The sequence below is a fragment of the Microbulbifer sp. CNSA002 genome, assembly GCF_047324085.1.
GTDB lineage: Bacteria > Pseudomonadota > Gammaproteobacteria > Pseudomonadales > Cellvibrionaceae > Microbulbifer.
In genome coordinates this window covers 4192699-4212717 of record NZ_CP172449.1, presented here as the reverse complement: position 1 = coordinate 4212717, position 20019 = coordinate 4192699, and the positions used below count along the sequence as shown (strand labels likewise).

15 protein-coding genes are annotated in these 20019 nt (G+C 48.5%); 10 read left to right on the top strand and 5 right to left on the bottom strand.

All coding sequences use genetic code 11. The annotated features are described in order from the left end of the window. Window positions 1-143: 143 nt before the first annotated feature. From ACG1BZ_RS18740 to ACG1BZ_RS18715, 6 genes are all read left to right on the top strand, one after another. Window positions 144-1019, top strand: a complete 876-nt coding sequence (locus ACG1BZ_RS18740; protein WP_282931471.1) for a septal ring lytic transglycosylase RlpA family protein — start codon at window positions 144-146, stop codon at window positions 1017-1019. A 249-nt stretch (window positions 1020-1268) separates the two neighbouring features. Beyond that, on the top strand, window positions 1269-2414 hold the full coding sequence (locus ACG1BZ_RS18735; RefSeq protein WP_282931472.1) for a D-alanyl-D-alanine carboxypeptidase family protein: 1146 nt from the start codon (window positions 1269-1271) through the stop codon (window positions 2412-2414). Between the two features lie 167 nt (window positions 2415-2581). Next, on the top strand, window positions 2582-2863 hold the full coding sequence (locus ACG1BZ_RS18730; RefSeq protein WP_282931473.1) for a YbeD family protein: 282 nt from the start codon (window positions 2582-2584) through the stop codon (window positions 2861-2863). After that, window positions 2863-3564, top strand: a complete 702-nt coding sequence (lipB, locus tag ACG1BZ_RS18725; protein WP_413663141.1) for a lipoyl(octanoyl) transferase LipB — start codon at window positions 2863-2865, stop codon at window positions 3562-3564. Before ACG1BZ_RS18730 ends, lipB begins: the two co-directional genes overlap by 1 nt. After that, window positions 3557-4540, top strand: coding sequence for a lipoyl synthase (gene lipA / locus ACG1BZ_RS18720; protein WP_282931475.1), 984 nt, complete (start codon window positions 3557-3559; stop codon window positions 4538-4540). Before lipB ends, lipA begins: the two co-directional genes overlap by 8 nt. An 888-nt stretch (window positions 4541-5428) precedes the next feature. Further along, complete coding sequence (locus ACG1BZ_RS18715) at window positions 5429-7144, top strand: AMP-binding protein (protein ID WP_413663140.1); 1716 nt, start codon at window positions 5429-5431, stop codon at window positions 7142-7144. A gap of 71 nt (window positions 7145-7215) precedes the next feature. Here ACG1BZ_RS18715 and ACG1BZ_RS18710 read toward each other — a convergent pair whose 3' ends face one another. From ACG1BZ_RS18710 to ACG1BZ_RS18700, 3 genes are all read right to left on the bottom strand, one after another. After that, window positions 7216-7506, bottom strand: coding sequence for a DUF1540 domain-containing protein (locus tag ACG1BZ_RS18710; RefSeq protein ID WP_413663139.1), 291 nt, complete (start codon window positions 7504-7506; stop codon window positions 7216-7218). A 147-nt stretch (window positions 7507-7653) separates the two neighbouring features. Then, entirely contained in the window at window positions 7654-8184 is a 531-nt protein-coding gene (locus tag ACG1BZ_RS18705) for a GNAT family N-acetyltransferase (protein WP_413663138.1), read from the bottom strand. A 120-nt stretch (window positions 8185-8304) separates the two neighbouring features. After that, entirely contained in the window at window positions 8305-10683 is a 2379-nt protein-coding gene (locus ACG1BZ_RS18700; RefSeq protein WP_413663137.1) for an autotransporter domain-containing protein, read from the bottom strand. Window positions 10684-11110: 427 nt separating this feature from the next. Between ACG1BZ_RS18700 and arfB the strand changes: the two genes are divergently transcribed. Next, a complete protein-coding gene (gene arfB, locus ACG1BZ_RS18695) occupies window positions 11111-11530 on the top strand; it encodes an alternative ribosome rescue aminoacyl-tRNA hydrolase ArfB (protein WP_413663136.1) in 420 nt (139 codons plus the stop codon). A 288-nt stretch (window positions 11531-11818) separates the two neighbouring features. Here arfB and ACG1BZ_RS18690 read toward each other — a convergent pair whose 3' ends face one another. Then, window positions 11819-12379, bottom strand: a complete 561-nt coding sequence (locus ACG1BZ_RS18690; protein ID WP_413663135.1) for a DUF2799 domain-containing protein — start codon at window positions 12377-12379, stop codon at window positions 11819-11821. A 248-nt stretch (window positions 12380-12627) separates the two neighbouring features. On the opposite strand from ACG1BZ_RS18690, the gene ACG1BZ_RS18685 reads away from it, so the two are divergent. The 3 genes from ACG1BZ_RS18685 (at window position 12628) to ACG1BZ_RS18675 (ending at window position 19066) form a co-directional block, all read left to right on the top strand. Next, window positions 12628-14049 (top strand): amidase, encoded by a 1422-nt coding sequence (locus tag ACG1BZ_RS18685; protein ID WP_413663134.1) that lies wholly within the window; start codon window positions 12628-12630, stop codon window positions 14047-14049. Between the two features lie 472 nt (window positions 14050-14521). Further along, the gene (locus tag ACG1BZ_RS18680; RefSeq protein WP_413663133.1) at window positions 14522-16081 is read left to right on the top strand and encodes a M28 family peptidase; all 1560 of its coding nucleotides are present in this window, start codon (window positions 14522-14524) and stop codon (window positions 16079-16081) included. A gap of 357 nt (window positions 16082-16438) precedes the next feature. After that, window positions 16439-19066 (top strand): TonB-dependent receptor plug domain-containing protein, encoded by a 2628-nt coding sequence (locus tag ACG1BZ_RS18675; RefSeq protein ID WP_413663132.1) that lies wholly within the window; start codon window positions 16439-16441, stop codon window positions 19064-19066. Between the two features lie 126 nt (window positions 19067-19192). On the opposite strand, the gene ACG1BZ_RS18670 is transcribed toward ACG1BZ_RS18675, so the two are convergent. Continuing rightward, window positions 19193-19924 (bottom strand): glycerophosphodiester phosphodiesterase, encoded by a 732-nt coding sequence (locus ACG1BZ_RS18670; protein WP_413663131.1) that lies wholly within the window; start codon window positions 19922-19924, stop codon window positions 19193-19195. Window positions 19925-20019: the final 95 nt, after the last annotated feature.

Below are 20019 nucleotides of genomic sequence, written 5' to 3'. Positions count from 1 at the left end.
GCTTCAGTCCCGCAGCTAAATTTAACCCAAATGGAGGGAACCATTTGGGTTTTTAGTGTTCATATTTTTCTATTTTATTTAGCAGTTCCAGATAATAGCGGCTTGGAGACGGCAGCAATAAGTTGTCGCGCGCCGGGGGGATTATGTTTCAGTGCAAAGCGCGTTGGGGAGTGGCCCTGGCGGTCCTGATATTAGCGGCCTGTAGTGGCCCGCAGCCAAAACCACAGAAAACCGAAAACACCAAGCAACCGGACTTTAATAGCATCAAGGATAGTGGCCCTGCTGCTCCGGTAAATATGCAAGCAGCCCCTGAGCCGATCCCTGTCCGCGAGCCGATCGGCGACGCCGGCAATAAATCCCCTTATAAGGTCAACGGTGTCACGTATCGTGTACGCAATGACGTCAAGGGCTATAAAGAGGTGGGGCAGGCTTCCTGGTATGGAACAAAATTCCACGGCCGACGCACTGCAAATGGCGAGGTCTACAATATGTATGCCATGTCTGCTGCCCATAAAACGCTACCACTGCCCAGCTATGCCAAGGTCACCAATCTCGACAATGGCCGCAGTATTATCGTGCGGGTAAACGATCGGGGGCCCTTTGTGCACGGGCGCATCATCGACCTCAGTTATACTGCTGCGCAAAAGCTTGGATACATTGATAAAGGCATTGCTCGGGTTGAGGTAGAGGCTCTGGACCCGGCCGCGTTGCCGGCGGCCAATGAAGTGCTGGCCAATAGTGATGGCACCGCTGGTTTGGCGGAAGATACGACTATCAAGTTGCCCGACAATACCTATCTGCAAGTTGGTGCTTATAGCAGTTCCGCGCAGGCCCAGGAAATTCGCACCCAATTGGCAGCGGCCATTGACTATCCTGTTGCTGTTAGTTCTGTTCAGAGTGGCGGCAAGACTTATTATCGAGTTCGAATTGGTCCACTCACCCAGCAGAGAGCTTTGGCAACAGCGCGGGAAACTGTTGAGCAGAAGCAATTTGGACAGCCACAAGTAGTTTACGAATAGTGTTGTGGGCTTTTGGGTATCAATAGGTAAGGGTGATATCTGCCTTAAATGATTGTGACTGATGCTATCGGCGGCAGTCATTTGAATACCCGTTCACAAAATAGTGCGCATTGACGCGTTTTTTCTTGTATTTTGTATTTTTGTAATGATAGGCGGCGTTTGGTGACAAGCTCTAGTGCCGCTGATTAACCTTGTAGATTTCGTTGCAGGTTAAGCCAACGAAAACGAGGAATGACGAGACATATACCTATGATCACACGGATTATCGCCTGTTCTTTCCTGTTGTTATGTGCGGGCCTGGCCCAGGCGCAATCTCTTATCCCTGCACCGCCTCAATTGGCGGCGAAGTCTTACCTGCTCTTAGATGCCAATACCGGTCAGGTCCTGGTTGAGCACGAGGCGGATACTCCGGTACCGCCGGCAAGCCTAACCAAGATGATGACGGCCTATATCGTTTCTGAGGAGATCCTTAAGGGGAGCATCAAAGAAAACGATATGGTTCGTATCTCTGAAAAGGCCTGGCGCAAGGGTGGCTCCAAGATGTTTGTTAAAGTGGGTGACCAGGTGCCGGTTATCGACTTGATGCGCGGTGTGATTATTCAATCCGGTAACGATGCGAGTATTGCCCTGGCAGAACACGTCTCCGGTAGTGAAGAGGTCTTTGCCGAAGTTATGAACCAGCAGGCAGAGCTGCTGGGCATGGAAGATACTAACTTCGTCAACGCCACTGGCTGGCCTGCAGAGGGGCACGTAACGACTGCCCATGACCTGGGTGTACTGGCGCGTGCGCTGATAATGGACCACCCAGAGCATTACGATATTTATTCCGAGAAGTATTTCAGCTACTCCGGCATTAACCAGCCCAACCGCAACCGTTTGCTGTGGCGCGATTCCTCTGTAGATGGAATTAAGACCGGCCATACGGAAGAAGCAGGGTACTGCCTGGTAGCTTCTGCAATGAAGCGCGGCATGCGCCTGGTTGCTATTGTTGTCGGCACCGACAGTGATGAGAAGCGCGCCTCTGAGACCCAAAAACTGCTCGCCTACGGCTTCCGCTACTACCAAACCCACAAGGTCTATGGTCAGGGTGAAGAGTTGCAGACGGAGCGTGTCTGGGGTGGTAAAGAGCCCAGCGTGGGTATTGCCGTAGCTAAAGATGTATTCGTTACTATCCCCCGTGGCGGTGAGGAAGGCATTAAGGCCGACCTGATTGTGGATGGTGAGCTGGAAGCGCCTGTGCAGAAGGGCCAGCCAGTGGGTAAAGTTGTTGTGACCCTGGATGGTGAGACTGTCGCCGATGTTAAAGCAGTTGCTGCCGAAGATGTGGAGCGTGCCGGTTTCTTCAAGCGCATGTGGGACTCCATCAAGCGCTTTGTAATGGGCTTTTTTAGCTAATTGCTGATTTAGGGATGGGAATGATTCCCATCCCTGTCCATCCCTCCCCACTCTCTGTCCACTTCCCCTTTTGCTCACTGTCCACTGCTGTTTAGCCGCTGTATAATCGCCGCCCGGCTGTGCCTAAGCTTTTCTCAATATCTAACAGCCCGGCCCCGGAGAGTGGTATGAGTCAAGATCCCAATCAAAAAGCCCCGAAAATTGAATTTCCCTGCGAAGACTACATGGTCAAGGTCGTGCGTGATGCCAATGATGAGGCGCACGAATTTGTACTGGATGTGATGCGTCGCCATGCCCCCGGCCTGGATGAAGAGCGCGTTACCTTACGTGACAGTAGTACTGGTAAATTCACCTCAATGACTTTCTTTATCCTCGCCACTGGTGAGGAGCAGCTCAAAGCATTATTTGAAGAACTGAAACAGCACCCCGCTGTGCATATGGTGCTCTGATGACCATTGTTCGCGATCTTGCGCGGCGAGATTACAAGAGTGTCTGGCAGGCCATGTCGCGCTATACCGATAGTCGTGATGGCGAAACTGCTGACGAGATCTGGTGTGTAGAGCACGAGCCGGTTTTCACCCAGGGGCAAGCAGGCAAAGCCGAGCACCTGCTGAATACCGGTGATATACCCGTGGTTCAGGTGGATCGTGGGGGACAGGTGACTTATCACGGCCCCGGCCAGTTGGTGGTGTACCCATTGCTGGACCTGCGCAGAGCAAAAATCGGCGTACGTGACTTGGTCACTGCCCTGGAAACTGCCACGGTGGCAATGCTGGAAACCTTTGGTGTTGCAGCGGCACCCAGGGCCGATGCGCCTGGGGTCTACCTCACTGAAGGCCCCCGTGCGGGAAGTAAGATAGCCTCTATCGGATTGCGAGTTCGGCGGGGGTGCAGTTTCCACGGTATCGCCATCAATATCGATATGGATCTGGCTCCATTCCTGCGGATCAACCCCTGTGGCTATGCGGGGATGCAGATGGTGCAGATAGCAGAAATATTGGAACCAACCCCGAGTTGGAGCCAGGTCGCCGAGATTTTTGTACGCGAGCTGCTCCACACTCTTCAGTTGCCCGACGCCCAGTGGCAACCCATTGATGAAAAAGTATTTGCGCAGCTGAGCGCAGAACAGCAGGAATTAAGTAATGGCTGATAAACCCGACCTGGTGCCCGTTAAGCGCACTCGCCGCCTCCAGCAGGGGGAGAAACTTCGCGATGGCGATAAGGTAGAGCGTATCCCGGTGAAGGTAATTGCCAGCGATAACCTGCTGCGTAAGCCTGACTGGATTCGCGTAAAGGTTCCCGCTTCAAAAGAAGTGGATCGCATCAAAAATATTCTCCGCTCACAAAAACTGTCAACGGTTTGTGAAGAGGCGAGCTGCCCTAATTTGGGAGAGTGCTTTAGTGGCGGTACCGCGACATTTATGATCATGGGTGAAATCTGTACCCGTCGCTGTCCTTTCTGCGACGTAGGCCACGGTAAGCCCAATCCACTGGACCCGGAAGAGCCTAAGAACCTGGCGGATGCCATTGCTGCAATGAGTTTGCGCTATGTGGTAATCACCTCTGTTGACCGGGATGACTTGCGCGATGGTGGCGCCGAGCATTTTGCCAATTGTATTCGTGAATCGAGAGCGCAGTCCCCGAACCTGCAAGTGGAAATTCTCACTCCGGATTTCCGCGGCCGTATGGATGTAGCGCTGGACATTCTGGAGAAAGAAGCTCCGGATGTGTTTAACCACAATTTGGAAACTGTGCCACGCCTGTATAAAGAGTCTCGTCCCGGTGCCAATTACAAGTGGTCTTTAAAGCTGCTGCAGGAATACAAAAAGCGTCGCCCTGACGTACTGACCAAGTCCGGGTTGATGGTTGGCCTGGGTGAGGAGAAAGAGGAAATTTTCCAGGTAATGGACGATATGCGCGAGCATGATATCGATATGCTTACGATCGGCCAGTATCTGCAACCGAGTAAAGAACACTTGCCGGTGCAGCGCTACGTCCACCCGGATGAGTTTGAAGAGTATCGCCGCTACGCCGAGCAAATCGGCTTTAAGCACGCGGCCTGTGGTCCCTTGGTACGCTCTTCTTACCATGCTGATAAGCAGGCTCACGGAGAAAAGGTAGGTTAATACAATTTGTAGGAGAGGGGGGTGTTTTTCACATCCCTCTCCCCATTTCTCCCTCCTCAATCTCGCTTTTAACGCCCAGTTAAACACATCTATTTTTAAACAAAACTTACAATGCTTTCGGTGTTGCGAGCTCTGAAAGTATATTCTTGAATGAGAAATTAAAGTTATTTTCTCTGAAGTATTGAGGCGGCTATTTTCAATATTTAAGAGCTGTTAATGTTCTTAATTAAATTAAGGTTATTGTATTAATTGCCTTAAATGGATTTTAAGTCTCCGCGGCTTTTGTCGTTTTTAGTTTTACCTGGGTGCTCGCACTTGCTAAAAGGAAGCTTTTGTAGTTTTCGGGCTTTTTAAGTTGGGTGTTGCTATTTGTTTTTGCTTGTTGTCTCAGGTTGTTTCTCTGTAACCCTGATATCAAACTAGAAATTGGTGCGGATTAAATTTTTAAGAAATCAAAAGTAATTTTGAATTACACTCATGTGACACTGTGTACCACAATGCTCTAGTTTTTAGTCCTATTAGTAAGTAGCGCCCTGATAAAAGGGATACTTTTGTTAGACCTGATGTCCTAATTAAGCAGCAAAGAGCCTGCTCCTTTGTGACCAGTCATTCGCATTTTATTGTTGATAACAATAATTGCACTAATAGCTGATCTTCAGTAACTTAAGGTAAAACAATAACTGTCAGAGATTCTGCCTTTTTAGGTGTTTCATCTGCCATATTCATTCGGCGGATCTAGCCAAGCCGGGTAAAAGTCGTTATTTAATGGCTTTACTGCTTAGTTATCTTGGTAACTCCGCTCAGGGTGTGCTGCATATTGGTGCAATCTGCCCGGACAAATGATACTGCTCATAATTAAAAAAACACAATAATCAGAGAGGACTAGCGATGACCCCGGAAGAAAAGTACGAGAAGGTGAAGGGCCTGCAACCTTTAGAGCTTCTTTATCAGAGGGAGGCGCAGCAGGCTGATACGGTCTTTCTTCGCCAAATGCAGCAGCGGCAATGGAGAGACTATACCTGGGGTGAGGTAATGGATCGGGCTCGCAGGATTGCTGGCTACTTGCGCGCTCAGTACGAGCCCGGTGATCGCATCGCTATTCACGGCAAAAATTGTGCGGACTGGATTATTGTGGATGTGGGTATCATGCTGGCGGGAATGATCAGCGTGCCGCTTTACCCAGGTCAATCTGTCTCCTCGATGACTTATGTTTTACAGCACTCTGAATCGAAGATGCTTTTCTGTGGGGCCACCGACAATAATGCGGCTCTACAGGAAGTTGCTGATATGCTGCCCTCGGTTGCTATCCAACGCTGTGAGATCCGTTGTGACCAGGATCTGGAAACCCTAATCAAAGAGAGTGAGCGCTTTGAGGAAAAGCCGACCTTTGATCTGGATGATATCTTTACGATCATGTACACCTCTGGAACTACAGGTAATCCAAAAGGAGTTATGCATAGCTGGTCTTCGGTGGTTTTTGTCTCCCCAAATATGATTCGCGGTTATGGAATGGATGAGAATGACCGTGTTCTTTCTTATTTGCCCTTAGCTCATGCCGCAGAGCGGATACTGGTTGAATTCCATTGTTTGTATTCTGGTACCCCAATTCATTTCCCCGAATCTCTGGATACTTTCCTGGAAGATTTAAAGCGAACGCGTCCGACGATGTTCTTCTCGGTTCCTCGCCTTTGGACCAAGTTTAAAGAGGGAATTGATGAAAAAATCCCGCCGTCGCTGCAAGAAGTACTGCTACGTATTCCTGGAATCAATACCTGGTTGAGAAAGAAAGTTCGTAATGGTCTGGGGTTGGATGATGCAGAAATATTGGTTAGCGGTGCGTCCCCTATTTCCATTGAACTACTGCGCTGGTACCACCGTATGGGAATGAAGGTGGCCGATGGCTACGGTATGACCGAGAATTTTATTTACGGTTGCTTTGCTCCGCCGGGGGAAGATCCTGTGCCGGGGACGGTTGGTAAGCCTTACCATGGCTGTGAAGTTAAGATTTCTGAGGAAGGGGAGATACTCTTTAAGAGCGGTTCCTTGATGAAGGGATACTATCTTGAACCGGAAAAAACCGCAGAGGTAATACGGGATGGTTATTACCACACGGGTGATTCTGGGTTTATTGATAAAGACGGTCTGGTACATATCACTGGGCGTATTTCAGAAACCTTCAAAACCAGTAAAGGCAAGTTTATTCAGCCCAGCCGACTCGAAGGATTTTTTGGTAATGAGACAATGCTGGCCCAGCTCTGTGTTCTGGGGCACGGTATGGATCAGCCGGTAATGCTGGTGACTATCTCCGAGTCCGCTGAGAAATTACCACGGGGAGAAGTTAATGAGCATTTGCAGAAGCTACTGACTTCGGTAAATGATAAGTTACCGCAACATGAGCGGATTAAGACCATCTTTATTACCAAGGAAGAGTGGACTCCCCTCAATGAATTCCTAACGCCGACACTAAAGATTAAGCGAAAGGTACTTGAAGCTCATTATCAGCCTCTATTTAAACAACACGTGGATATCAAGGGGATTGTATGGGAGCCTCGCACTGCGGTGAGTGAGGGCTCAAAAGAGGCTTCACTTGAACCTGTGAGTTAATCGCCCCCGATTAATAGAAAAGCCCGGTGAGTATTGATCCGGGCTTTTTTATTGGGTTGTTGGTTGCCTGGTCAGTGAGTGTAGCTCTGACAGTGCTGGGATTTTCCTGTCAGCCCAATTTGAATACTTTCTGCTGAGCACTCGAAGTCATCATTAAATTTACAGTCTTCCATTTTGCAGGCACCAACGCCGGCGGTACGGGAGCTGCTTGTATGACGGGAGTTGGTGAAGAAAGTATCACAGTCGGGATCGGCACCGTCACCAATGGTAATTGCTCTGGCGTGGCAAGCATCATTGGCGTTATAAGCGCATTGGCTGGCGGCACATCGACTGACTTCTGGCATATCGGTTGCGATAATCATGGCAGTCCTCTCCTTAATAGTAAGTTGGAGACTAGACCAGCATGGTTGCATGTCAATGAAAAACCACAGGGTCTGTGTGGTATTTTTATTATCAAGGTGCAGCGACGTTGTATATCAGAATAACTTTCTTAAGAAATACTTTTTATTCTAGTTTGTTATTTCAGCTGCGTCTTTGTGCCAGGCCATTAAAGCCAGTTTCTCAGTCTCGCCTGGCAATACAATTTGCTTCTCGTGGGCTAGGCCGAGTTTTTCCAGTAATCGTATAGAGGGTTTATTTTCTGGTTGTGCAATCGCAAGGATTCGCGTTAATCCCAGTATATCCCTGGCGTACGTCATTACAGCTTTGGCAGCTTCTAAAGCAAAACCCTGGCCACGATAATCGGGTAAAAAGGCAAAACCAATATCGGCTCCATTGAGCCCCTCTCGCTTAACCAGTCCGCAGATGCCTATTGCAGTGCCATTGTTCAAGGACACTTTGTACATACCAAAGCCGTGCTCACGATACATGGCAATGGGACCATTTAGGATATAGTTGCGAGCCTCACGTTTTGTGCGAACTCCGCGATCGCCAATATTCTTTAGAAAATCGGCATCATTGAGTAGTGCCAGCATTAAACCGTTATCCCGGTCTTCATTAAGCTCCTGAATAACCAGGTTGTCAGTTTCTAATCGGAGCATTTGGACGGACCCTATTTTTTCAGTTTCACTGATGAGGGAAGGCTCTGAGGTGAGAAGAATCGTAGTTAAATTAAATAGAAGGGGAGGCTGTGCCCCCTGGCAAGGGGGCACAGTTACCACTTAGAAGCGGTAAGTCAAATTGACGGAGGCAGATTCAGTCGTTGGGCGGGAAGCGACAGTTGCGCTAACTGCAATAGCGTCAGCTGCTTGCCAGCGGATACCGGCAATCATACCCATGCCACCGTTGAAGATACCTTCGTCGACACTGGCATAGCTAGGCATGGCATTCATATTACCTTCCATGGATTTTACACCCACTTCAATAGTGTCTTCTTCAGTGCCGTTGGTGTCTTCATACCAAATTTCTGCATAGGCATTAATGGTGTCCCAGCTCTTATTGGCGAAAGCACCAAAACGCATATTTCTCAGGCGGCGCTCTTGATCACCGTAGTGCATACCCAGCGGGTCGAGCTCATTGCCACTCAGGTCGGTATAGGTAAAGCCTTCGATGGCATCTTCGGTGTAGCCATCTACATCCGTAGTTACCTTGGTGAAGCTTACAAATGGACCGAACTGGAAGGTTTCGCTGTTGAGCAGGTTGGCACCGGCAGTGATACCCAAGGACAAGTTCTCGCCAGAGGTATTCCCGGTCAGGTTACCGTTATAAGTGTCGCCCAGAGAGACAGAACGGCTGACGTCATCGTAATCTACATCGGTCAGGGTCGCGTTACTTTCGACAAAGAAAATGTCGTAGTGCATGCGGCCAAAAACGCTGTAGTTGGTTGAGGTGGAATCAATAGCAAGCTGTGAATTATCCACATCAATATTGGAGCGGCTTACTGCAAAACCGATTTCCGCATTGTCGCGCACGGCGAAAGTCATGCCGAGAATATTGGAGTAGCCATCTCCCCTGACATTGGCGGTGTAATCTGTATCGTAGTCGACGTTACCCAGGGAGCTACCGGCGAAAACGCCAGTCTGAGCGGAGCGGTAACGAACACTGGCCAGGCTCTCGTCAAGGCTGTTGGTGTGGGTGCGAGTAGCCTGGATTGCGATATCTGGCAGCTGACCGGCAACCTGAGCAGCATTCACGATTGCGGTGTAGTAGTCACCGAGGATTTCCTGACCAATTTGAGTGGGGTGAACACTGTCGTTGAAGATCAGCTTGTCTGCATCGGGGTCGGTGCCGTTAATGCCATAAACGGAATGCTCAATACAGTCGTTGCCACTGCCGTCGTAACAAAACAGTTGGTTCTCTGAGGAGGATAAACCAAAGATGGTCGGGTTATTGAGGGCGACTTTCAGGATACCTGCCTGGTCAACCATCAGAACGCCGTCGATATCCTTGGCCTTAGCTAACAGTGCTGAGTTGAAGGTTTCAGAAGTGCTACTTGCTTCGAAAAGTATCTCTTCGAAGGCGGTGGCCAGCTGGGCATCAGCATCTTCCTGGCTCACTAGTCCAGCATCAACTGCAGCTTGCAGAGCCTCTGCATTGTCGCTGGAGTAAACGGCTTCATATGCAGCAGCGTAAACGCCAGGAGTTTTGCTGACATCCGGTACATTGGATACGAGGATGTAATTGGCACCTGCATCGGATAGAGCGCCAGCTGCGCTTGCCAGCATTGTTGATGCAACGTCCAGATCCGCAGTGACTTCTTCGATGGTTGAGGTGCCAGCGACGACATCTTCGAAACCGCTGAGTAAGTCGTTACCACCGCCGTTTACCCAATAGAGAGCGTTGTGATCAGCACTTCCCAGAGTACTTTCCAGGTAGCCCATTCCCAGTGGGTGTGGGTTACCGGAAGTTCCAGTAGTGGCTATAAGATCAGCAAAGGTGCCCTCAATGGCGTCGCCCATAGCAGAAGCTTGGGTCATCAGGTCAGCATAAGTTGCGGTATCACCTTCTGCCAGGGCAGCTTCGGCTTGGGCTACTAATTGGGCTGCAGTGGCCTGTTGTACCAGCAATTGGGTCAGGAGTTCGGAGTCCGGGTAGCTGGGAGTTAAGCCTTCGTCACCAGTGGTTGGCATCAGGGCGCTTAACAGGTTATGACGGCTCGGGTCAGCCTCCAGGCCATATGCCTGCAGGTAGGCTGCATAGTTGTCGGGACCGATGATATTCATCAGAACATCAGCTGCTTTGTGCCCGCCTACGGCCCAGCCTGTACCGGCATTGCTCAAGCCAGCAGCAATCTGAGCAGTAACGGAAGCTTCAAGTTCCTCTGCACTCAGTGAGGGGTCTACGGTGGGTAGGCAAAAGGAAGATTCCATACCTGCACAAGACGGAGTTACGGCACCCAGGCCCAGATTCTGGGATAAAAGACTAATGGCTACTTCGCGATCGTCGCCCCCATTAGTGAATACATCGTAGTTGCCGACATCGGTTAGGCTGTCACCGAAGGCGATAACCTGGGAAAAGGCTGCCTCTTTGGCAAAAGCCGCAGAGCTTGTCATTGTTGCGAGTGCTATGGCCGCTGCGAGGCTACGCTTGGCGTTATGCATGGTTTTCTCCTTGTCGCGGTAATCTCACACCCGCGGAGACATCGGGAGCAGTCCAGAGGAAACTACAGGGCGCGAGTCTTTATTGTTCTTTGCTCCAGTACTTCTAGGAAGCCGGGCAATCTTAGCGGATTTGACTATGACTTGAAAATAAGTCACAAATCATTCCGCAAATCCTGGTTGGCCTTTAAGGCCCCTTAAATAGCTTTTATTCGGCTGGCGCAATATTACTTAATGAGGGTTTCCCGGTAAATGAGGTTTACCCCTAGATACGCTCATTTTATAGGAAGCATTTTTTTATAATTTGATTTCTGTCAATGGCGAATTGTATCTGTGTTGTGGGGCTGGTTAATAGCTGCACTATTTGGGCAGAATGGTCATTAGATTTTGTATTTTTAGTAAAATGATGTAACTCGGGCATTGGGTGTTTATGGTTTATGGAAAAGGGAAGGTGTCTGTCCCTCAAGAAGAAATCGAAATGAGTGCGATACGCGCACAAGGCGCCGGTGGCCAAAATGTAAATAAAGTTTCCAGTGCAATTCATCTGCGGTTTGATATTCGGGCTTCTTCACTTCCACAGTTGATTAAGGATGGTCTTTTAAAGTTAAAAGATCGTCGAATCTCCTCTGATGGCGTGGTGGTTATCAAGGCTCAGAGGTTCCGAACCCAGGAGAAAAACCGCCTGGATGCCCTGGAGCGACTGCAGGAACTGGTGGATAAAGCTGCATTTAAGCCAAAATTCCGCGTGGCCACAAAACCCAGTCGTGGTGCCAAGGAGCGTCGCCTGCAAGCAAAAAGTCGTCGCTCTCAGGTGAAGTCAATGCGGGGTAGGATAAAAGACCAGCACTGATCCAATTGCCCGAAATATAGAGAATAATTTTTCTTGAAACTGTCTTTTTACTTGGTTCTTTGGTGCAAATTTCCTGGTGGTCTATAAGTCGAATAGGGGGCAACCGCTGCAAGCCTGCCTTTTGTAGGAGGCCTACTTTTTCCATTTATCATATGGTGCCAGTTTGGTAGTGATGGAGACCGGGATTAGAAATGGTTGATTCACGACAATAGATAGAGACAGGAATTAACCTCTGCAGATTAGGGCCCGCAGAGGTAATCTTGGCTCTTATGGGATTTTAGAGCAGAGTTACAGGTAGGGGGAACGGGCCAATACTTCCTGATACTCGGCTTCTCGTTGCATTAGTTCGAACTGCAAGCCAGTAATTTCCATCCCCAGTTCTGAATGCCTGACCTTTAGGCGAGCAATATCAGCGAGCAAGGTCACCCGCTCAGAGTTGTCGACTGTCTCATCTACCAATAAAGCACCGATCTCTGTCATATCATCGAGAATATGCTCTCTTGCCAGTTCCAGGTCATGAATTGCCGATACCAGTTCCTCGACAGCAGATTTGGCAAGAAAAATATTCTGGCCTGAATTGTATCCCCGCAAGAATAACCCTTCGAGGTCTGCGGGGCAGACCCCGTTATAGCTGTTGCCAGAGCGCCCCTGATCAAAGCCGCGCAGCTCGGTGCAAAAAAGCTCCAGCCCTTCAGTTCGCCCATTGCGATAAGCCATTGTATTGACTGACACACCGTACTTTGCACAAGCCTCACGACGCCCCCCTAAATAAGAAATGTCTCGACCTGCTGCACCGTCTTCATACCCGATTGCCTGCCAGTCTGCGACATAGCATTCATCTTCGCTCATGGTGGCACATCCCGAGATCAATGAAACTAAAAGAAAGAGGAGTGCAATTTGAGAGGGAAATTTCACAGCGGTTATCCGTGTCGGTGATTTCACCAAAGCTTACTGTGAATTTCCTGACTGGAAGCTGAACTTTCTGTATTGCGTGAAATTATTCCATCGGATCTTTTTAAGAGAAGGTGGAGCAAGTAGTTAGCTACCGACGACTAGTCTGATGAAGTTAGCGGATCAGTAATTGGAAGGCTTACTCGATGGGTGATTTCGTTGGGATGACAGCTCTTGAGCTGTTGCATGGATACAGGAAGAAGTCTTTCTCACCGGTTGAGGTTACCGAGGAGTTACTCAACCAAATTGAGCGACTTAATAGGCATGTTAAGGCTTTTTGTTTGATTGACAGAAAGACAAGCCTCGCCTATGCGCGGGAAGCTGAACACCGCTATATGTCTGGCAATGTGCGGGGATTACTTGATGGGGTGCCAGTGGCAATAAAGGATGTCTTCTATACACCGATGTGGCCAACGGTTTTCGGCTCCCAAATAATTGATCCAGAGACGACGCTGGGATGTGCGGCCCCTTGCATTGCGGCATTACAGCGCAACGGGTACACGCCAATAGGGAAAACCACGACACCGGAGTTTGGTTGGAAGGCGGTGACGGATAACGCCATAGACGGTATTACGAGAAACCCCTGGGATAGGGATAAGACATCGGGTGGTTCGAGTGGCGGGGCTGCGGTTGCAGTATCACTGGGATTGAGCCCTCTGGCTGTGGGGGCTGATGGTGGTGGATCTATCCGGATTCCGGCCAGCTTTTGCGGCACAATTGGGTTCAAACCGAGTTTTGGACAGGTTCCCCATTGGCCATTAGGTACCTTCTCCTCCCTGGTGCATGTGGGGCCCTTAGCATCGACGGTGGAAGACTGTGCACTGATGATGAATGTAATCAGTGAACCGGATCATCGGGATATCCGCGCAATACCTCGCCGGAACATTGATTTCCTTGCAGCTACAGAGGGAAGGTTGATTGAAAGAACAGGAAAGTTGCGTATTGCTTACAGCCCCAGTCTTGGTTACGTAGCACCTGATCCCATGGTGGTGAGCAACGTTTCTGCTAGTGTAATGCACTTCCAGGAATTGGGTGCTGAAGTTGTAGAGGTTGACCCGGGTATTGATGATGCTAGTGCAGCTTTTGGCTGTCTATTTTGTGCGGGAATAGCGAGTATCTTTAGGGCGATGGATAGTACCAGGCGCCAACTGGTGGAGCCCCAATTGTTAGAGGTCGCAGAACAAGCGGACAAATTATCCTTACCTGATTATCTCGACGCGCTGAAGTGGCGAGATAACTTTGTCGAGCGATTACAGGAATTTTTTCTGAAATATGATCTGTTAGTGACCCCAACTTTACCTATTACCGCATTTAGTGCTGGGGTCAATGTGCCGGATAGTAATTCAGGCTCTCTATGGTATTCCTGGACACCTTATACCTACCCCTTCAATTTATCAGGCCATCCGGCAATATCAATCAATTGCGGTTTTTCAGCGAGTGGTCTGCCAGTAGGTCTGCAAATAGTAGGCAGAAAATATGCTGATGAGACCGTTTTATGTGCAGCCGCTGCTTTACAAAACCAGCAGGGGTTAAAAAGGAGGCTTCCTGGTTGGGTAGATTCTGTGTGAGTTGCAATCTTAAAATTCTTCTTGTAGATCTAATTAAAATAAAGGGCTGAAAAACCCTTTAGTTCAGAAATTATTCCTAGTTCTATTTGCTATTAATAGTGTTTTTATATTCTATGTTTTTTGTGTATTTGTGATCCACTTAAAGTTTATTGGGGCTCTTACGCTGAAAGATGCCAAATTGTTTTAGTATTTATTTGAATGTGCTAGCTTTTCCTTGCCGGATTGGTCAATCCGGTTTTGTTTGTTCTCTCTGCGCTTTTCGAAATTCGAATAATAAAAATATTTCTGGATTGTCCGCGATTGTTTATAGGTATGGCCTGTAGTTCCATCCTCATTGATTTTTGTATTATTTGAATATTATTGAGATTCAAAACTGCTGTTTGTGCAGGCTTCTTGCATGTGTGTTTATTGCCTGCCTGTGTTTTTGAAATATCAGGGATTCGCAGGGGGCTAACTTAATGTGGAGAAGATAATGAAAAAAATTATTAGTAGGTCTTTAGTTGGGGTTCTTGCACTCCCCGGCGCTGTTATGGCAGAAGAGCTGTGGATAACTATAGGTAGTGATGGTTATAAAACCTTAAAGCAAAACAGTAGCCTGGTTGCCAAGCAACCACTCGCGATTCAAGGTGAGGAACGTAACGGAGTCACTATTCTAAAAGTTAATGAAAAGAATCTTTCCGAAATATCGACTCTGATGCATATCAACCATAACCGTTGTGGCGGCTTTATGGTACATGACTCATTGGAGGAAGCAGAAGCTGCCCAGGTTTCATCGCTGACGACAATAGTGAATAACGTGATCGCTTACTCTATTGATAATGCAGATGTGGTTAACGCCCTGCAAGCAGAGATCTCAGAGTCTAATATACGGTCAACTATTCAAAGTTTGTCGAATTTTACTAATCGCTATTACACCACTTCAACCGGCGTGGATGGTGCTGAGTGGATAAGGGATGAGTGGCAGGCATTAACGAGTTCACGAAGTGATGCCTCAGTCGAACTTTATAGCCATAGTTGGGCGCAACCCTCTGTAATTTTGACTATTCAGGGGCAAACTGATCCGGATGAAATTATCGTGCTGGGGGCGCACCTGGATTCTACGGTCGGTTTTGGCACTGGTGAAGGTACGAGAGCGCCGGGGGCTGACGATGATGCGTCTGGCATAGCAACATTGACTGATGTCATTAATGCAATTGTCGCTACAGATTATAAGCCGGATAAAACGCTGGCTTTTATGGGGTACGCTGCTGAGGAAGTGGGGCTGCGGGGCTCAGATGATATTGCCAGCGATTACAAGTCACAGAATAAAAATGTGATAGGTGCCTTGCAGTTGGATATGACCAATTACTATGGCTCAAATAGTGATATCTATATTATTGGAGATTACACCAATAGTGCCCAGAATAGCTTTCTTGAGGATCTGGCCCAGACCTACCTGAGCGGCCTTACTGTTGGAACAACTTATTGTGGTTATGCGTGTTCTGATCACGCATCTTGGTATAACCAGGGTTATCCGGTTTCCTTTCCTTTTGAGGCGACTTTTAATGGCTCAAACCCTTATATCCACACTTCAAGTGATACCCTCGCTAATAGTGGTGGAGATGCCAGTCATGCGGTGAAGTTTGGAAAGCTTGCTGCTGCCTATGTCGCTGAATTGGCCAAGGGTTATATAGGGGATGATCCGGGCCCAGACCCCGATCCGGACCCCGATCCCGACCCCGGTGAGGAACAAACAGAAACCTTTAGTGGTGATGTGGGTCGAGGTTCGGAGGATCACTATGGACCTCTCAGTGTAACGCCCGGTACAGATTTTATCGCGGATATGACCGGTACTAATGATGCCGATCTATATGTCCGTTTTGGTGCGGCACCTACTTGGCGCTATTACGATTGCCGTCCCTATGAGGGAGATAGCTCTGAGAACTGTTCCTTAACCGTGCCAAGTGGTGAGAGTGAAGCCTATTTTATGGTGCGGGGCTACAGTCGCCTGGGATCGGATTATGAGGTTGACGTTACTTATACACCTCAATAGACGGTGCTGATTTCACCTATTTATTTTTTTAAGTGAATTCATTGCTGTCACTTTTGCTTCAGCCTTTCTAAAAGTCACGTTTGGCAGTTTTTGGCATTTGCTAAACGTGTACCCCCTCCTTTTAAAATAAATATCGCGACATTAATTTTTTGATTTGTTGGAAGTTGACATTTAATCGCGTAAAAGATCTACCCTAGGCGTGCACTAATTTCTGGCATGGATGCAACTTAACGGAACGTCAGTATGCCGCTTTTTTTGTTTAACCCCTGCACGGATCTAATTTGATGTGCATTGCTTTGATGAATTATCCGGTGATGTTCTGTTTGATGTTAATAATGAGAAGAGAGGGTGGTGAATATGAAGCGTTACTTGTTGAGACCTTTGTCATTGGCGGTGGCAGTTGCGATTTTTAACTCTGGTGGGTATGCGATTGCTGAGGAAAAGGAAGAGGGTGCCTCTAATACTGCTGATCGGGCAATGGAGGAAGTGATAACCACAGGTACGCGCAAAGAGGGTGTATCTCCCACCGAGACTCTTTCTCCGGTAGATGTGGTTGGCGGAGAGGACATTGCGGATCAAGCGAGCTTTGATCTTACTGAGTCCCTGGCAAAAATTGCCCCTTCATTTAATACGCAGAGATTTCCAATTGCGGATGGCACCGCTTTTATCCGCCCGGTAACTTTACGTAATTTATCCCCAGATCAAACTTTGGTACTGGTCAATGGAGCTCGCCGCCATCGCTCTGCGCTGGTTAACTTGCAGCTTGCCCCCCTGGGCACAGTTAACCAGGGTGCCCAAGCCGTCGACTTTTCAGCGCTACCCTCTATGGCTATAGAGCGAGTTGAGGTTTTGCGTGATGGAGCTTCAGCACAATATGGCTCCGATGCGATTGCCGGTGTCGTTAACATTATCCTGAAGGATGATGCAGAGGGATTTAGCTTATCAGCTCAGACAGGGGAGTATTTTGAAGGGGATGGAACCCGGATGAGTATTGCCGCTAATACGGGATTTGCGCTGGGTAATGCAGGATTTATTAATGGCACCGTTGAATTTTCCCGCGCAGATAAAACCTGGCGTAGCGAAGCGCGGCCAGATGCGCAGCAGGTAGGATCAGTTGTGGGAAGTAATTTAGTACCACTGGATGGCTTGGGTCAGAGATGGGGTGATCCCGATGTTGAGTCCCTGAAGTTTTTTATTAACAGCGGCCTGGAGATCTCTGATTCGGTAGAGCTCTATGGAAACTTCGGTTATTCACAAAATGAAACAATTTCTGACTTTTTCTATCGTGGACCGGTGCTCGATCCAGAACACCAGTTTACTGCGAGAGGTACCCTGCAAGTAGACAGCCCCAATGACCCCCTTGATCCGAATAGTATCGACTACATGCCCGATCCAGCTCCCCAGTCTTTAGTGGATTCTATTTTGGCGCAAGGCCTAAACCCCTCGGATTACCTGGTAGCAGATACTTCCAGCGACAGTGGGTACGTGTTGCGGAACCCAATTTATACTCAGTTCCCCGGCGGCTACAACCCTGAATTCGGTGCAGATATTTATGATATCGCGGCTGTATTCGGGGCGCGTGGAGAGCTTGCCAATGGCCTCTCCTGGGATCTACGCGGACGTTTGGCTGAAAATGAAGTGGACTATGTCCTGAAAAATTCAATCAATCCAAGTTTGGGTATTTTGTCTCCTACTTCCTTCAAGCCGGGAACCCTCACGCAGGAAGAGTCCAGCCTCAATGCGGATTTTGTCTACCCCATTGATGTCATGGCTTTTGCTTCGCCATTGAACCTTGCATTCGGCGCTGAGTGGCGTGAAGAGACTTACTCAATTGGTAGGGGGGATGCAGCGTCCACTGAGGTAGGTCCAACTGCTGCGTATTTTGGTGTGGGTTCAGATGGTTTTCAGGGGTTCCCGATTGAAGCGCTGGGCAGTTTCAGTAGTGAGAGTATTGCAGCTTATATTGACCTTGAAGCCGATGTGACTGAGGCTCTGACTTTGGGAGCGGCTTTACGGTTAGAGGAATATGATGAGTTTGGCTCGACATCGGATTGGAAATTGTCAGCACGGTATGATGTGAATGAACAACTGGCATTTCGAGCGACGGTAAATACTGGTTTCAGGGCGCCAACACCCGGACAGGTGAATACCTTAAATGTTACTACTACGACAGACTCCAGTGGCAACCTGATACCCAATGGAACCTATCCTGTGGCTCATCCGGTAGCGTCAGCGCTCGGAGCCGTTGAGCTGGAGCCGGAGGAATCCACCAGTTTCACCTTGGGTGCGGTTTTTGCCCCACTGGACAATACCAGTGTGACAATAGATTACTACAACATCGACATCGAGGATCGCCTGGCTCTGCGCAACAATGCCATCGGAGATGACGAAGTGATTCTGTTGCAAAATGCCGGTATAGAAAATGCAGCACTACTCAACGGCAGCAATGCAAACTATTTCGTCAATGCTTATGACTCGGAAGTGTCTGGTATAGATCTGGCAGTTACCAGTGATTTCGAGATTTTTGAAAGTTTATTGGTGGTGGATTTACGCCATAATCACAATCGCCAGGAAGTTACCAGTGTTACGCCAAATACCATCAATGCCTCACGGGTATTTGACCTGGAAAACCAAGTTCCCAGTGATCGAACGACTTTAACTTTTGATCTCGATACGGGTGATTTATTTGCAGGGTACCTGCGTTTTAATCGCTATGGCAGTTGGGAATCAACAGGCGGGTTGTTTGGTGCTGGGGATGCCAGTGATACCTATAGTTATGGCAGTGAAATTCTCGTTGATATCGAAGCGACGTTTACGCTGTATGAAAATTATAAATTGTCGTTGGGGGGCGAGAATATCTTTGACGTAATGCCTGATGATGAGCAGGAGCCCACATTGCGATATCTCGGGGTACGCCATGCCCTCACATCACCATTTGGCTTTAATGGTGGTTATTGGTATTTACGTGCTAGCGCAGAGTTTTAAGCTGTATAAATAGGGGAGACTATTTAGCCTCGAGTCTTTTCCTGCTTTAACTCACAGCAGTAGCCCGGTAATTGTCCCGGGTTACTGTCTGTTCTCTTAATTGGTGAAGGGGATCTTCTCCAACGTCTAAGTGCCAGTTTTTGTGAATTCAACACGGGCATTAAAATCGGATACGATTTGAGGTTCATCAGTGAAAACCCCATCGATACCTTGAGCTGCCAACAGTATCAAATCGTTGGGGTCGTTGACGGTAAATACGTAGTTCTTAAGCCCGCGCTGTTTTGCATCGGCTATTAAATCTGCATTTATAAAATCTACGTTCGTATGTAATGAATAGGCCTTTAATGGAGCAGAGCAGGCTGCAAGATCGAGGGGAACACCGGAAACCAGCACTCCCCGCCGAACCTCAGGAGCTAATTGCAGGCACTGGTACAACTGGCGGTGATCGAAAGAGGAAACGATGTATTGCTCGTAGCTTGCACCAGTATCCTGCGTAAAGGTGTGGATTTCATCCGCGAAAAGGGCTGCACAGTTAGGCCCTTTCAGCTCGATATTGAGTTGGGCACTATTTCCCACAAGTTCCAGAACTTCCCTTAATGTAGGGACCTTATTCCCGCAAGGGAGAGGTCTCTCTTTCAGGGCATCGGGATGCATTTCAGTGATGAGTTCAGAGCCCGCGATTAGGCGTCCGAGTCGCCGGTCATGCTTGACCAGAAGCTGCCCACCAATATTCCACACATCAATTTCGATACCCCCGACGTTGAGTTCCAACGCATGCCCGATTGCTTGGAGAGTGTTTTCACTGGCTCGCTGTTGATAGCCCCGGTGGGCGAAACAGAAGAGCGTAGTTGAAGTCATGGCTTATCAGTCCATTTTCATGGTTTGCTTCAGACTGCCCTTGAATTATTACGAGGTCACTAATGCAACACCAAAGTTTCTGCCAAATACTGGTT

Bases quoted from the DNA above. Each gene is read 5' to 3' on its own strand.
- ACG1BZ_RS18675 (WP_413663132.1), top strand. From the start codon at position 16,439: ATGAAGCGTTACTTGTTGAGACCTTTGTCATTGGCGGTGGCAGTTGCG.
- arfB (WP_413663136.1), top strand. From the start codon at position 11,111: ATGGTTTATGGAAAAGGGAAGGTGTCTGTCCCTCAAGAAGAAATCGAA.
- ACG1BZ_RS18700 (WP_413663137.1), bottom strand. From the start codon at position 10,683: ATGCATAACGCCAAGCGTAGCCTCGCAGCGGCCATAGCACTCGCAACA.
- ACG1BZ_RS18735 (WP_282931472.1), top strand. From the start codon at position 1,269: ATGATCACACGGATTATCGCCTGTTCTTTCCTGTTGTTATGTGCGGGC.
- ACG1BZ_RS18710 (WP_413663139.1), bottom strand. From the start codon at position 7,506: ATGATTATCGCAACCGATATGCCAGAAGTCAGTCGATGTGCCGCCAGC.
- ACG1BZ_RS18740 (WP_282931471.1), top strand. From the start codon at position 144: ATGTTTCAGTGCAAAGCGCGTTGGGGAGTGGCCCTGGCGGTCCTGATA.
- ACG1BZ_RS18670 (WP_413663131.1), bottom strand. From the start codon at position 19,924: ATGACTTCAACTACGCTCTTCTGTTTCGCCCACCGGGGCTATCAACAG.
- ACG1BZ_RS18715 (WP_413663140.1), top strand. From the start codon at position 5,429: ATGACCCCGGAAGAAAAGTACGAGAAGGTGAAGGGCCTGCAACCTTTA.
- ACG1BZ_RS18690 (WP_413663135.1), bottom strand. From the start codon at position 12,379: ATGAGCGAAGATGAATGCTATGTCGCAGACTGGCAGGCAATCGGGTAT.
- lipB (WP_413663141.1), top strand. From the start codon at position 2,863: ATGACCATTGTTCGCGATCTTGCGCGGCGAGATTACAAGAGTGTCTGG.
- lipA (WP_282931475.1), top strand. From the start codon at position 3,557: ATGGCTGATAAACCCGACCTGGTGCCCGTTAAGCGCACTCGCCGCCTC.
- ACG1BZ_RS18705 (WP_413663138.1), bottom strand. From the start codon at position 8,184: ATGCTCCGATTAGAAACTGACAACCTGGTTATTCAGGAGCTTAATGAA.
- ACG1BZ_RS18680 (WP_413663133.1), top strand. From the start codon at position 14,522: ATGAAAAAAATTATTAGTAGGTCTTTAGTTGGGGTTCTTGCACTCCCC.
- ACG1BZ_RS18730 (WP_282931473.1), top strand. From the start codon at position 2,582: ATGAGTCAAGATCCCAATCAAAAAGCCCCGAAAATTGAATTTCCCTGC.
- ACG1BZ_RS18685 (WP_413663134.1), top strand. From the start codon at position 12,628: ATGGGTGATTTCGTTGGGATGACAGCTCTTGAGCTGTTGCATGGATAC.